A 14122-nucleotide genomic window follows, 5' to 3' on the forward strand; every position below is an offset into this window, starting at 1 on the left:
CCTATCGCTCCATAACCTTTACGGCTGCACCATCACTTAAACCATCCCCACCTTTTAAAACAATGGGTTGTCCGGCTTTCAATTGTGGGTGAGAAATAGCAACTTTTTCTCCCATGTCAGTCACCAGTTCCACTTCATGCTGCTTGGCTTTACCATCAGCAACTGTAAAAACAAGCCACTGGTTTTGACGGCGTGTAATAGCATCACGAGATACAACAAAGCTCGGTGTATTTGCTGGTAATTCCAGATTTCCTGTCACCGCCATCCCCGGTAACAAGCCAGAAGGCGGATTGTTCAACCGTACTCTCACCCGTTGGCGTCTTGATGCTGTATCAGCTGCGGGAACGACTCCTGTTATCTGAGCGCGACCCCGCCATTGAGGTAAAGCTCGCGCTGACAGTTCTACCGTATTTCCAGGCGTAACGTTACCACTAAGTTCTTCTGGCAATTCTAAGAAGATATCAAGTCTATCTCCTGCTACTAAGCTGACAATTTGACCTCCATTTTGTACTAAGTCGCCAGAACTCACCAATCTTTGTTGTACGACACCACCTGAGAGTGCTTGAATGCGCGTTCTTTGCAGGGCAAGCCGAGCCTGATTGAGGACTGCAGTAGCGGCGGCTACGTTGGCTCGTTGCGCGTCAATTTCTTCACGGGTAGGACCTGCTTTTGCTTCTGCTAAAGTTGCTTCTGCTGCTAGCCGTTCGCCTTTTGCATTATCCAATCCTGCTTGAGCTTCTACTAACAACCTTTTAGCAAGAGCACCTTGTTGCACGAGATCGGTGGAACGTTGCAGGTTATCTTGTGCTTCTTTCTCTCGTGCTACGGCAGAACTTAAGGCTGCTTGACGCTGGGCAACGATTTCAGGACGAGTCCCTACTTCGAGTCTTGCGAGGGTACTGCGTTGTTGTGCTAACTGTGCTTGTGCTTGTGAAACCGCAAGGCGCTGATCGGTATCATCTAATATAGCTACAGTCATTCCAGGAGTAATGCGATCGCCTGGTTGCACTAACACTTGTCGAATCACACCGCTTGTCTGTGCTCGAATAGTTGCTTGTTGGGTAGACTCTACCTGACCCAAAAGTTGAATGCGTCTTGTTCCTGTCCCTGGAGAGAGTTGTACAACTTCCACTGGACGGGGCGGTGGTGTTTTAGCAGCTGGTGGTTTGGATGCAACAGTTGCAGGAGAAAACACTCGCCAAAGCACAAAACCAGATCCTGTTAATGAAAGTACTAGCAATATCCACAGCCAATTTCTTTTAGGACGAGAAGACTTCGGGTTGAGTTGTGCGGGAGTATCTGGTTGATTATCTGTAGTAATTTCAGGTTCAACAGTTTTCATAATTTGTGAGTGGTTAGTGGTTAGTGGTTAGTGGTTAGTTGCTACTCACTGGTCACTGGTCACTGGGCACGAAAAATTTTGAGTAGGTAGGGCATTGGCCACCAAGCAAGACTCTGTGGTGGCCAATGCCCTACCTACTGGGTTACGAATTAACTGCTAAGATTTCCTTGGGGGTTAGTTGTGCTTTTTGCTGGAATTGTCCAGTAGTAAATGGTTCTACCATCCACTTGCAATGTTTTCTCTGGTTTCCAGTCACCCATATCGAAGGCATGAGATACGATGCGGGTACCGGGTTTGAGTTGCTTAAACAATAGCGGTCTTAACTTAACATTAAGTTCGGGTAACAAGTAGAGAGTTACCACTGTTGCTTCACTAAAGTCAGTGGTAAAAAGGTCTTCTTGGCGGAACGTTACCTTGTCGGTTACTCCTGCCTTTTTCGCGTTCTCGTTAGCCTCTTTGATACGTTCTGAGTCAATATCTATACCAACGCCTCTGGTTCCAAATTTTTTGGCGGCGGTGATGGGAATCCGTCCATCACCACTGCCTAGGTCATACAGAACGTCATTTTTAGTTACCTTTGCGACTTCCAGCATTTTATCTACCACTTCTGGTGGTGTCGGTACATAGACCACATCAGGTTGCTTTTGTGCTGTTTCAGTTGTAGGAGAGGACTGCTGAACTTCAACAGCAGAGGAAGATGTCTCGCTTTTTTCTTGAGAACTGATTTCTTGCGGACTACAACTCGCTAGCATTAGGCTACTGACACTAACAGCTGTTAAGAATACTTTGAAGAACGATTGCGATTGCCCAAAGGGCAGCAGCAAAGCTGAACGCATAATACTTTCTCCATTCGCTTACAAGTTTGTGGAAGTAGAACGTTTGCGGTTAAAAAACAACAACGGAATACCCGTTAGTAGGACTACGACACCAAGGGTGCCTCCAATACCTGCGTAAGTTACGCTTGAGTAAAGTAGGTAAGCACAAATGACGCAAAATAGCAACGGTATTAAGGGATAAGCAGGTACGTGGAAAGGACGGGGCACATCTGGTTCTCTATAACGCAGGACAAGCAGTGCCACTCCAGACAGCAGAAAAAAGAACCAAAATACAGGAGCTGTATAGTCTACCATTGTTGCAAATCCTTTGCGTGTTGCCGCACCAAGTATGACTAGCCCCAGAGAAATTGCCCCTTGAACTAATAATGCATTAATTGGGGTACTTCTGTGCTCTTGCCACCGTCCCATAAAGCCAAATATGGAAAAGTCCTGCCCTAAGGCATAGTTCGTCCGTGCTCCAGTAAAAATAGTTGCATTGGCGGCACCTAAGGCTGAGACTGCAACGAGAACACTCACAAACCTTGCGCCATTTTCTCCCACAGCGCGACGCATCAAATCGGCGGCTGGTGCTTCCGATCCTGCCAAGCCTGCCAATCCCAAACCTTGTAGGTATGCGAAATTAATTAACAAATATATCACTGTGATGAGAGCAATACTGCCTAAGAGCACCCGTACCATGTTACGTTTGCCTTGGCGTACTTCTGCTGAAATGTAGGCAGCTTCATTCCAGCCACCATAAGTCAGGAGTACAAAAACCATTGCCAACCCTAATTGCGTTTGGGGAGGTGTTGCTGTTGTATTGCTTGCTACCACAGGTTTGGCGAAAGCAATACCAAAAATGACAACGAGCAGCAACCCCAAAACTTTTGCTATTGTGAGCCAGTTTTGTGTGCGCTTACCTTGCTGCACGCCGAGAACGTTCAAACCTGTAAGACAAAGGACTACCCCTGCGGCGTAAATTGCTGACGAGTATTCTCCCAAACGCAGCAATTGTGAAGCATAATCCCCAAACACAAACGCCATGAGAACAATGGAACCTGTTTGGATGACAGTCATTCTTGCCCAAGCAAAGAGAAACGCGGGGATTTTACCAAAAGCACGCAGTAGGTAATGATAAGTTCCACCAGCATGGGGATAGGCTGTTGTCAATTCCGCATAGCAAAGAGCACCTATGAGGGACATCCCCCCACCAAGTAACCACACTAACAGTGCGACTCCTGTATTTGCCGTATTTCCCGCCACTAAGGCAGGGGTTTGAAAGATGCCTGCACCTACTACCATACCTACAATCAAGGCGATCGCATCAATGGTTGAAAGTGTAGGTTTTGGTGCTGATACTTTTGTTACCATAAAATCCGTAACCTGGATATTTCCGGTCATCAACCAGAAAAAAACATCTTTAAAGCTTAGGTTGCTATGGGACTCGTTTGCAATCTATCTTCATAGAGACTGGGGACTGGGGGCTAGGGATCGGGAAAAGCTCATTTTGATTTACCTAAGTGTACGAAGATTTCTCGTGATTGTTTAAGTATGGTTAAGCTATATGAAATTGTAGTGAAAGTTTTGTGAAAAAAAATTTATATTTAATTTATACTACAAAGCAGCAACTGAGGAGGCGGAGCCTCCTTTAAGGCATTCCCAGCCTGAGGCTGGGAACGAGGTGACAGCCCTCTAATCCCGAATCGGTCGTTGATTTTTCAAAAAGTTCACCAACCTCCGGTAGTTTGCCCGCACGACTTTCCACTGGCTGGCAGTATGTAAAAGGATGAATGCTAAAAATGTGTAAGCAACCCAGAAATGCGAGCTTCGTGCTATACCGATCGTGGCATTATTTTGCGGGAACAAGTCTGGTAAAATCAGACCAAAGAATTTGACATTATCACTTTTATATGAGTTAGAGAGAAAAAATCCAGTTATGGGAACCGCCCACATAAAAATATAGAGACTGGTATGGAGAGAGACTGTTTTGAACCATTGTTTGCTCAACTTCGGCGGACGCTTTGTGTACTTTTTCCACCAAACTTGTAGCAGGATAAATATCCGTAAAGTCAAGAATGCCATCGTTAGTACTGCAAGAGTTTTATGAAAATCGTAGAGAGAATTTCGGAAAAACACTTCTCTCGGTAGTCTTGCCATAAACGAACCACTGACAAACAGCACTAAATAGCTACCTGCCATTACCCAGTGCAAAGACATCAGTTGTTTAAACGCAGAGTTGATTCTGGATGGAGCCGTAATTTTTTTAGCTGGCTGTAGCGTACTCATAATATTTAAATATTAATACTTATATGCAGTTATGCTTTACATTTCTTAGTATGTTCGCACTGCATGAATGAGTTATGAAACTTTTATGAATATTTTTTTATAATTTCTTGATGTATTACTGGTTTATCGTTCGATCTTCGCCATCTGCTGGGTTTTCTTCGGGTTCTTCGTCTTCTGCCTTCTCAGAAACCATCACAAACTCAGTTTCTCTCTTGGAATCGTTACCCCATCGATCCAAAACGTCTTTAATCAGGACTTCCTGCACCCAAATTTTAGCAACAACGGTTAGGGGTAATGCCAAAAACAATCCCAGGAATCCAAAAAATGTGACGAAAAATAACTGGGAAATTAAAGTGATTGCAGGTAGCAGCGAGACTTGATGTGCCATGACAACAGGCGTGATAAAGTTACTTTCTACTTGCTGAATGATAAAATAAAGGACGAACACAGCAAGGACTTTCCACGGAGCATCTAGCAGAGCGATCGCCATAGCAGGTATAACGCTCATGGTAGGGCCAAGGTTGGGAATTAAATTTAAAAATCCTGCTAAAACGCTCAAAGCAAGAGCTGAACGCACGCGCAATATTGATAAGCCAATGACACTCATTAGCCCCACGACACTCATGGCAATGAAAGCACCTGTCACCCATCCCTCTAGAGAGACTTCACATTGATCTAAAATTCCATCAACGCGCCGTCGGTAAAAAGAAGGAAACAATCTTACAAAAACTTTGCGGTAAGCTAAAGGCTCAGATAAAAACATTCCTGTTAGAACTAACACCAGCAAAATCTTCAGTACAACCTCTAAAGAACCGGAGACAAAAGCGAAGGAACTTCCTACAACACGATTAATTATGGGCTGTGCTTCTTTAATTAAGGTGTTAATGTCAGGTATATACTGAGTCAGTTGTTGGGGAAGACGATCTCTCAATTGATCCAACCAGGTGTTAAAAAGCTCCAATCCTCTGGGAACTTGTCTTGTCAGTTCTTGAAACTGGTCTGCAAATGGTGGGACAATTAGCCAGAAAAAGCCGATGACTAAAGCTATAAAGACACTAACCGAAAGCAGTACAGCGATTCCGCGCTTAATTCCTGACTGTTGGAATCGGCGAGCCAAACGATTTAAGGTAGTTGCCAATACAACCGCAGCAAATATCAGTAACAGAGCTTCCCGAATTTGCCATAAAATATACAAAGCAAGAACAATGGCAATTAAGCCAATCCACTGACCTAAATTCACTCCCAACTCCTGGCCCGTTACGAGCTGTTGTACCATTTAAACAGTTAGTTTTCCAATTCAGTAGCTCAAACAAATGAAACTTAAAATACTTTTAGGCTTGTAGTTGCGCTTTAGCGCGCTGAAGCGCAACTACGAACATTTTATGTTTTTTTAGCAAGTCCTTTGACGAGCCGTGCTAATTTTCTTTTTGCCTCCAGAGTAAAAAACCCGCCATAATGACGGATGGCAAGAAAACGATAATCAAAGCATTAGTCGCTGTCGCCGGAATCAGTGGACTCGTAGAAGCGTACTTAATCAAAACGGAAAGCACGGCGGAGAGAAAAAATACCTTAAACACAAATCCAAGCTGATTTTGCATAATCATGGCACAAGTACGGCAATTTGCATTGATTTTGTCGTGAAGATACGAAACAAGAGTTTAGCACAATATTAGTTAATAGTTAGTGGTTAGTTGTTAGTGGTTGGTGGAACAAGCACTGGCTACCGTAGAGCCGGTATTACGGCTTAAGAGTTGTCAGTGAATCAGCTAAATTTACCCACTACTAACGATGACAGGCGAGACACCTGTCCTACACCACTAACAACTAACCACTAACAACTAACCACTATCAAAAAATAAAAATGCCAGTAGAAACTAATAAAAAACGTCAAATCAAACCACCGAGGATACGTCAATTTGGTGGTAGCTTGTTGATTCTTTTTACTCTTCTTTTATTACTTAACTTTATTGTTCCCAACTTTTTTGGTCCCAGGTTACCACAGGTTCCATACAGCGACTTTGTCGCTCAGGTACAGGCTGGTAAGGTCGATCGCGCAATTGTGGGCAATGAGAGCATTGAATATGTTCTCAATACGAAAGACTCGGATGGGAAAGCAGTTCAACAGGTACTTGGTACTACACCAATTGCGATCGACTTGGATTTACCAAAAATTCTTCGCGACAATCATGTTGAGTTTGCTGCACCGCCACCCAACCAGAATGGTTGGATTGGAACTCTCCTCAGTTGGGTTGCGCCGCCGTTAATTTTCTTTGGGATTTGGGGTTTTCTGCTCAATCGTCAGGGGGGTGGTCCCGCAGCGCTTACAGTAGGTAAAAGCAAAGCTCGGATTTATTCGGAAGGCAGCACTGGTGTAAAATTTATTGATGTTGCTGGTGTTGATGAAGCCAAAGCCGAATTAGAAGAAATTGTTGATTTTCTCAAAAATGCTGACAAATACACTCGCTTGGGAGCAAAAATTCCTAAGGGTGTGTTACTGGTGGGACCTCCTGGAACGGGTAAAACACTCCTAGCAAAAGCGATCGCTGGTGAAGCAGCTGTACCTTTCTTTAGCATTTCTGGTTCTGAGTTTATCGAACTGTTTGTTGGTGTGGGTGCTGCAAGAGTTCGCGATCTCTTTGAGCAAGCCAAGCAACAAGCTCCGTGTATTGTCTTTATTGATGAATTAGATGCACTGGGTAAGTCTCGCGGCGGTGCTAGTCCTTTTAGTGGTGGTAACGATGAGCGGGAACAAACTCTCAACCAGTTACTCACTGAGATGGATGGTTTTGATGCCAACACTGGTGTTATTATTATTGCTGCCACCAACCGTCCTGAAGTTCTTGATGCAGCATTGCGCCGTCCCGGTCGTTTTGACCGTCAGGTTGTTGTCGATCGCCCTGACAAAGGTGGTCGAGAAGCGATTCTCAAAGTTCATGCCAGAAATGTCAAGTTGGCTGAAGACGTGGATTTGGGCAACATCGCTATGAAAACACCTGGATTTGCTGGAGCAGATTTAGCGAATCTTGTCAATGAGGCTGCACTCCTAGCGGCGCGGCAAAATCGACAAGCAGTGATAATGGCTGACTTCAATGAAGCTATTGAGCGTGTTGTCGCCGGTTTGGAAAAACGCTCTCGCGTGTTGAATGAGACTGAGAAGAAGACTGTTGCGTATCATGAAGTGGGTCACGCCATCATCGGTGCTTTGATGCCCGGTTCTGGTAAAGTTGAGAAAATCTCCGTTGTGCCTCGCGGTGTAGGAGCGTTGGGTTATACAATTCAGATGCCCGAAGAGGATCGCTTCTTGATGATAGAAGATGAAATTCGAGGTCGCATTGCAATTCTATTGGGTGGACGTTCTGCTGAAGAAACTGTTTTTGGTAAGGTGTCCACTGGTGCGAGCGATGACATTCAAAAGGCGACTGACTTGGCAGAACGTTATGTCACTTTGTATGGGATGAGCGATCGCTTGGGTCCTGTGGCGTTTGAGAAGATTCAACAACAGTTTCTGGAAGGTTATGGTAACCCGCGTCGTGCCATTAGCCCAAAAGTGGCAGAAGAAATTGACCGTGAAGTGAAGCAAATTGTGGATAATGCCCACCATATTGCTTTGAGTATTTTACATGAAAACCGGGAGCTATTGGAGGAAACTGCACAAGAATTGTTGCAAAAAGAAATTCTCGAAGGTAACGCATTGCGGGAACGTCTTGCTCTGGCAAAAGCACCAGCTGAGTTGGGTGAATGGTTGCGGAGTGGGAAGATATCTGAGGATAAGCCCTTGATGCAAACTCTGTTGGTTTAGTGTTTTAACCGCAGATGAACGCACCCTTGACGCGGATGTTTTCTGTTTCATCTGCGTTTTAAAGTACCCCCCTTAATCCCCCCTTATCAAGGGGGGAAACTGGAAATTTAAAGTACCCCCCTTATCAAGGGGGGAAGCTGGAAATTTAAAGTACCCCCCTTATCTAAGGGGGGAAACTGGAAATAAGTTCCCTCCCCTTTGCAAGGGGAGGGTTAGGGTGGGGTAAAACTAAGGCTAAAATTCAGGTCTATCAACTATCTCAGACTTGTATGTACACCGTAGGGGAAGATAGACATTTTAGGAAAGATTAGCAATATAGCTGCCATAAAATAAACAGACGAAAAAAGCCATTTTGTAAAGTAAAATACATTTTAAAAATGTTATCTGTACTTGTTGAAGCAGAAAAAGGTTATAACTTGAGGCTTAATAAATTTTTAAGCCTAAATGGTACCATCATGTCATTAACATGATGTGTGTATTTAGGATCTGGAAGCCGGAATCCAAAACTCCCACTTCTGACTGCTCCTAAAGCAGGATTCATGGGATTGATATTCTATCAATAATAGAAATAATTATCAACCAGTTGCATTTGATATTGAGTTCCGGTAAAGTCAAAACAGACACTTAGCAAAAATCCTGACTACTATTTAAAAAGTTGATTCAGGGCGCTAACAAAGGTAAATATCAGGAGACAGAAATATGTCAGCTAATCTTACAGCTTCTACCCAAAAAGAATTGCGTAAAAGCAGAATTCAGGTTGAAATCAAGGAAATATTTGTAAAACCAGTCAGTACAAACACTGCTAGTCAGTTAAATTATGACTCTGATGGTGGTGACTTGACCAACGAATAGTTGCTAATTAATTGCATTGAAGCTATAACTAAAGAGAGTTAAGTGCATAAATAAGGGGACAGAGTACAGAAGCACTGTTCCTGTCTCCTTATTTATGCTGTAATTTCCATGTTTAATAATTGAGAATTACTAGCAATATGAATTCACTGGAGTATATATTAAAGCCATATACTGTTGAAAGCTTCCTAAGTAAGAATTGGACAACTGAGGCGGTTTTCATAGCTGGTGAAAATCACAATAAGTTTTCTCACTTATTTTCTTGGGAACAGCTGAATTATCTTTTGAACTTTCATCAATTCAAGTACCCAGACTTACGTTTGGCTCTGGATGAAAAAGTTCTGGATGAAAACGCCAATACAAATTTGATTAAACAGTGTCAAGACGGTGCAACACTTATACTGAATGGCGTGCATAAACTCACTCCAGAGTTAGTGCATCTCACCTCCGAAGTTAAGCACGATTTTGGATGTGGCGTACAAATCAATGCCTACTGTTCTTCACCACAAAAACAGGGGTTTTCGTCCCACTATGACACCCATGAAGTTTTTATATTACAGATAGAGGGAACAAAACAATGGTTTGTTTTTCCCGATACGTTTAAGTATCCTCTACCCAATCAAAAATCATCTACAATGCCTCCCCCTCAAGGAGAACCTTACTTAACGTGTGTTCTCAAACCAGGAGATGTCCTGTATATTCCTCGCGGACACTGGCATTATGCGATCGCACTTGATGAGCCTTCCCTGCATCTAACTTTAGGAATTCATTGCCGGACTGGAATTGATTTTCTAGAATGGGTAGTTGATCGATTGCGCGATTCAGAACAGTGGCGTCAAAGTATGCCATTATGTATGGAGCCAGATGCTGCAGCTAGCTATATAAATAATCAAATTACTAACTTAAATAACTATCTTTCTTCTAGTAAGATATATGATGAATATATAAGCTATTTAGATAGCTCGCTCAAACCACGGACGACATACTCTCTACCGTATCAAACTGGGTTCAACATTTTTTCTCAAGGTACAGCAACAAAGTTCAGAAATAGAAAGTTTCAGCGAGTTAAAATTTCTGAACTCCCAGATTGTAGTGGATACAGAATTCTTGTTGCAGGAAAAGAAGTATCCCTAAGAGGTATTGATATTTCTACTGTGGAAAAATTATTTACCACAGAGACTTTCACTGGTAAAGATGTGATAAGTTGGCTACCAGATTACGACTGGGAGATAGATATTGTTCCTTTGCTATCTCGCTTGGTAGTTGACGGCGTCATTTTCGTGGACATCGATCGCTCGCATAAACCCATCAGCCCATCATAATCAATGAACACTTTCTTTTGTGCCGATTCTTCACGACAAGCAGGAGAAGATATTATTGGTAGTGCCACCAATCACCAAACCTACGTTTTAATCGAATGTCCTACACCTTGGGCAGCAGAAGCCTTTGATTCGAGATGGGTGCCAGAAAATTTGCGAACACTAGTTAAGGAGGTAACACAGGCAAAAGTACCCATTAGGTTTCTCTTGATTAGCAACGGTTCATCACACAAAACGGATAGTACAACTCTGTTGATTTATCACAGAAAAGAGAAACTCGGTCATGGATATCGCAAGCAAGAATGGAAGCTAGAAAATATAGAGCAAGCAGCTACACTTATCAAAAAATGGTTGTGGGGTAAGTGCTGTGACAATGAAGTTAAAGCAACCGCAACCAGAGATATTTTAATATGTACCCACGGTAGCCATGATAAGTGCTGTGCTAAGTACGGAAATCCTTTCTATTATGAAGCCACAGCCGCCATTTCCGAACTGGGATTAAATGATATCCGTGTCTGGAAGGCAAGTCACTTTGGCGGACATCGCTTTGCACCCACAGCAATAGATTTGCCGGAAGGTAGATACTACGGTGTTCTCGATTCAACATCATTCAAATCAATCCTCACTCGAACTGGTGATATTGAGTGCTTGAAGAAAGTCTATCGAGGCTGGGGAACCCTACCATATCCTCTTCAAACTATGGAAAGGGAACTCATTCTCCGCTATGGATGGGATTGGTTTGATTACAAAGTAGCAAGTCGAATCATCGAACAAAATTCAGATGCCAGTACAATTCATGCAGAGATGTCTTTTGAGAAACCAGATGGTTCTCAAAAGACGTACCAAGGAATATTGGTAAAAGACGAGATAAAAACTTTGCATATCAAAGGTTCGTGCCATGCAAGCAAAAAATCATTGTTTGTGAAGTACGATGTGACTAATCTGTTACCAATTGAAGAGCGGCTGGTAACTTATAGTACAGAAAAATGTGAGAAAGGTCTAAGTAATCAAACGGTTCCCCCTCGGCTATAAATCCCAAGCGGTTGTAAAAGTTCATAACATTGGTTCTCGCCATCACTCTCAAAGTTTTGAGATTCTGTTCAGCAGCAATTGCAATCAATTTCTGCACCAGCTGAGTGCCGATACCTTGATTTTGAAACTCTGGTAAGATGGCAACATAAGCTATGCTTCCCAAATCTTCTGAGAGAGGGCGCAATCTTGCAGAACCTACAATTTGTCTGTCCCAAAGGGCGATCGCATGAAAGGCATTGTCTTCATACTTGTCTTTCTCTGTTCCCCTTGGCATACCTAAAGGTGCTCTCAGAACGAGCCACCTTTGGTAAAGCATATCATTAAACTCTATTTCATTTTGAATTGAGCGAATTTCTATCATCTTTATGGCGTTTCCTAGTCTGCAAAGGTACAGATCGATCTGCGTCCATCTGCTACAGGCTGCGGTTAAACAAATCTCAGTATTGAAAGCACAAGTTCCTGGCAATAGTATTGCTAGTCCAGAAATTGACCACATGACATTTTGGGAAAAATTGGGCAGGGGACAGCTTAAGGTATCTGCATGAGGACTACGAAAATCATTCTTTCCTAACCCCTAACCCCTAACCCCTAATCCCTGCCTAACTCCTCTGCCAAATTTTGAGCGTTTTATCCAAACTCCCACTGACTAAAAGTTCTCCAGACGCTGTGAAGGCAACTGCTGTTACAGTGTGTGTATGACCTGCAAAAGTACCCAGTAGTTCACCTGTTTCTAGATGCCACAACTTGATAGTTTTATCAGCACTGCCACTGGCGATAATTTCTCCGTCAGGACTAAGTGCGATCGCATACACTCCATCTCTATGTCCTTTCAGAGTCCGCAGTAATTCACCTGTTTCTAGATGCCAAATTTTAATCGTTTTATCGCGACTGCCACTGACCAAAATTTTACCATCTGCGCTTGTTGCCAAGGCACGAACAATGTGAGTGTGACCCGTCAGCGAGTGTACTAACTCTGAGTCAAAACTTACGACTCCTCTTTGACGAGAAATGCGCCACACTTTGATTTTGCGGTAGCTACCTGTGATCAGTGTTTTGCCATCGGAACTAAGAATTAGGGAATGGGCTGCAGTATCATCTAAAGATAGAGCAGTTATCACCTGACGTTCTGTCAAGTTCCAAAACATAATTTTCCGGTCGTCTCCCCCTGTTGCTACTGTTTGCCCATCAGGAGTAAAAGCAACGCAGCGTACCATTCCATTATGCTTGTGCATAATATCTATTAAGTCTTGTGCGCCCACGTGCCAAATTTTGATTGTAGAATCTGCACCCCCACTAACCAAAATTTGTCCATCTGGACTAAAAGCCAGAGCATTCACTTCATCTACCACACCGGAAACAGTCCAAGGATATTCTGATAAAGTCCCTACTAATTCACCTCTCGTTAAATCCCACAGCTTAGTCTCTCCACGGCTACCACTTGCTACTATAGGTAAAGCGTCCCCTTTATAGCCCCTGTAGCTAAAAGCAAGACAATTAATTCCCCGAATATGCCCCTTGAGGGTCTGCCAGCATTCCCAGTCTCCGATTATACTTTTCAGAGGGTGTTCGGGCGGAAGTGTTTGAATCGTTTCCGCTATGGCAAAGTCGTCTAATATTTGTGTTGAGTCTTTTTTGGTAGCTAAAAATTCTAAATACCAACCCAATCCCCCAGCGTATAGTAAATCACTTGGAGCAATCTGAAGCTTTGGCTCGCTCAATTCGATACTATCTGTAGGTAGAAAGCCTGCGATGACTGCTTGTTTTTCGTAACCTCGTTTACCTGTAAATGGATAAAATAAGCACAGGAAGACCAGGACTCTGTGATTTTCTAAGTCCTCTTGAGCGATCGTCCATCTTATTTTGTCTTTCTTAATACCATTAAAGCTTTCTCCATCAGTAGCATGAACTTGAATACTGAGTTTGGGGTTGTTAGCAAGTAGGTAATGAAATTTACTTTCTCCACGTAAATTGCCTTCGTCATCCAAAACCATGTTGTTGACAACATCTTGAGGCACTTTTTTAATTTGTTTCCCCAAGCGATCGCTTATCGCACGGTCTACAATTTGTTCTCGAAGAAGATAATCTTCTGCTTGTTGCTGAAAGTATTGTGGAAAAGGGATTGCCCAATCAGGAGGATCGGGATATTCAGGCGGTGTAGCAGGGGGATTCTTGGCAACAATTTCTGCTTGTTGGCGAGCAATTTCCAGCAGCTTTGCCAATGATTCTCCCCAAAATGCCACAATCTCGCTATGACATCCTTTGACTTGACTTTCTAGCAAAGACAAGTCGTAAGTTTTAGGTTTTTTTACTCTTTGAAGGAAATCAGCTTGTTGGGACTTGAGCAAGCTAATCCAATCCATTTGAATCGCTGGGCGGCAGTGTTGCATACCTACGTTATGTTATGCCAGGGCAATCGCTAAGTGAGTTTATCAACAGTAGTTCGTCAAAAAATCAGTAATTACAGTAGTTAATTTAACACAATCATTTGTATGTGTAGATACCAAATGTTTTGTTATTTGAAACCGACTGTTATGTGTTGCAGCGATGGGTTTTGCCTCCTCATAAGAATGTAACGGTTGTTAATTCTAGCAATTCAGATAACAATATACTGTTTCTCAAGAAGCAATTTTGCCTAAAACTGTATTGTCAAAATTTAGGGGTAGGGGTTGGGGGCTAGAGG

General features: G+C 43.0%; 12 protein-coding genes. 4 read left to right on the forward strand and 8 right to left on the reverse strand.

Going from position 1 to position 14122, the window contains the following annotated elements:
- Nucleotide 1: 1 nt before the first annotated feature.
- The 6 genes from F7734_RS26075 to F7734_RS26100 form a co-directional block, all read right to left on the reverse strand.
- Nucleotides 2–1342 (reverse strand): efflux RND transporter periplasmic adaptor subunit, encoded by a 1341-nt coding sequence (locus F7734_RS26075; RefSeq protein ID WP_155747535.1) that lies wholly within the window; start codon nucleotides 1340–1342, stop codon nucleotides 2–4.
- A gap of 149 nt (nucleotides 1343–1491) precedes the next feature.
- Entirely contained in the window at nucleotides 1492–2178 is a 687-nt protein-coding gene (locus tag F7734_RS26080) for a methyltransferase domain-containing protein (protein WP_155747536.1), read from the reverse strand.
- A gap of 18 nt (nucleotides 2179–2196) precedes the next feature.
- Nucleotides 2197–3528 (reverse strand): amino acid permease, encoded by a 1332-nt coding sequence (locus F7734_RS26085; RefSeq protein WP_243147090.1) that lies wholly within the window; start codon nucleotides 3526–3528, stop codon nucleotides 2197–2199.
- A gap of 321 nt (nucleotides 3529–3849) precedes the next feature.
- On the reverse strand, nucleotides 3850–4443 hold the full coding sequence (locus F7734_RS26090; RefSeq protein WP_155747538.1) for a cytochrome b/b6 domain-containing protein: 594 nt from the start codon (nucleotides 4441–4443) through the stop codon (nucleotides 3850–3852).
- Between the two features lie 115 nt (nucleotides 4444–4558).
- Entirely contained in the window at nucleotides 4559–5683 is a 1125-nt protein-coding gene (locus F7734_RS26095) for an AI-2E family transporter (protein ID WP_166482158.1), read from the reverse strand.
- Between the two features lie 175 nt (nucleotides 5684–5858).
- Entirely contained in the window at nucleotides 5859–6041 is a 183-nt protein-coding gene (locus F7734_RS26100; protein WP_155747540.1) for a hypothetical protein, read from the reverse strand.
- 263 nt (nucleotides 6042–6304) lie between these two features.
- On the opposite strand from F7734_RS26100, the gene ftsH reads away from it, so the two are divergent.
- The 4 genes from ftsH to F7734_RS26120 all read left to right on the forward strand — a co-directional run bounded on the left by ftsH (nucleotide 6305) and on the right by F7734_RS26120 (nucleotide 11442).
- Entirely contained in the window at nucleotides 6305–8242 is a 1938-nt protein-coding gene (gene ftsH / locus F7734_RS26105) for an ATP-dependent zinc metalloprotease FtsH (RefSeq protein WP_155747541.1), read from the forward strand.
- A gap of 699 nt (nucleotides 8243–8941) precedes the next feature.
- Entirely contained in the window at nucleotides 8942–9094 is a 153-nt protein-coding gene (locus F7734_RS26110; protein ID WP_155747542.1) for a hypothetical protein, read from the forward strand.
- Nucleotides 9095–9231: 137 nt separating this feature from the next.
- Nucleotides 9232–10413 (forward strand): cupin domain-containing protein, encoded by a 1182-nt coding sequence (locus tag F7734_RS26115; RefSeq protein WP_155747543.1) that lies wholly within the window; start codon nucleotides 9232–9234, stop codon nucleotides 10411–10413.
- 3 nt (nucleotides 10414–10416) lie between these two features.
- A complete protein-coding gene (locus F7734_RS26120; RefSeq protein WP_155747544.1) occupies nucleotides 10417–11442 on the forward strand; it encodes a sucrase ferredoxin in 1026 nt (341 codons plus the stop codon).
- On the opposite strand, the gene F7734_RS26125 is transcribed toward F7734_RS26120, so the two are convergent.
- Both F7734_RS26125 and F7734_RS26130 read right to left on the reverse strand, forming a co-directional pair.
- On the reverse strand, nucleotides 11348–11938 hold the full coding sequence (locus F7734_RS26125; protein WP_243147091.1) for a GNAT family N-acetyltransferase: 591 nt from the start codon (nucleotides 11936–11938) through the stop codon (nucleotides 11348–11350). The genes F7734_RS26120 and F7734_RS26125 overlap by 95 nt on opposite strands.
- A 103-nt stretch (nucleotides 11939–12041) precedes the next feature.
- The gene (locus tag F7734_RS26130) at nucleotides 12042–13802 is read right to left on the reverse strand and encodes a WD40 repeat domain-containing protein (RefSeq protein ID WP_155747551.1); all 1761 of its coding nucleotides are present in this window, start codon (nucleotides 13800–13802) and stop codon (nucleotides 12042–12044) included.
- Nucleotides 13803–14122: the final 320 nt, after the last annotated feature.

The sequence above is a fragment of the Scytonema sp. UIC 10036 genome, from assembly GCF_009725235.1.

Excerpts from the sequence above, each read along its gene's own strand:
- F7734_RS26075 (WP_155747535.1), bottom strand. The coding sequence starts at position 1,342 with ATGAAAACTGTTGAACCTGAAATTACTACAGATAATCAACCAGATACT.
- F7734_RS26080 (WP_155747536.1), bottom strand. The coding sequence starts at position 2,178 with ATGCGTTCAGCTTTGCTGCTGCCCTTTGGGCAATCGCAATCGTTCTTC.
- F7734_RS26085 (WP_243147090.1), bottom strand. The coding sequence starts at position 3,528 with ATGGTAACAAAAGTATCAGCACCAAAACCTACACTTTCAACCATTGAT.
- F7734_RS26090 (WP_155747538.1), bottom strand. The coding sequence starts at position 4,443 with ATGAGTACGCTACAGCCAGCTAAAAAAATTACGGCTCCATCCAGAATC.
- F7734_RS26100 (WP_155747540.1), bottom strand. The coding sequence starts at position 6,041 with ATGCAAAATCAGCTTGGATTTGTGTTTAAGGTATTTTTTCTCTCCGCC.
- ftsH (WP_155747541.1), top strand. The coding sequence starts at position 6,305 with ATGCCAGTAGAAACTAATAAAAAACGTCAAATCAAACCACCGAGGATA.
- F7734_RS26110 (WP_155747542.1), top strand. The coding sequence starts at position 8,942 with ATGTCAGCTAATCTTACAGCTTCTACCCAAAAAGAATTGCGTAAAAGC.
- F7734_RS26115 (WP_155747543.1), top strand. The coding sequence starts at position 9,232 with ATGAATTCACTGGAGTATATATTAAAGCCATATACTGTTGAAAGCTTC.
- F7734_RS26120 (WP_155747544.1), top strand. The coding sequence starts at position 10,417 with ATGAACACTTTCTTTTGTGCCGATTCTTCACGACAAGCAGGAGAAGAT.
- F7734_RS26125 (WP_243147091.1), bottom strand. The coding sequence starts at position 11,938 with ATGTGGTCAATTTCTGGACTAGCAATACTATTGCCAGGAACTTGTGCT.
- F7734_RS26130 (WP_155747551.1), bottom strand. The coding sequence starts at position 13,802 with ATGGATTGGATTAGCTTGCTCAAGTCCCAACAAGCTGATTTCCTTCAA.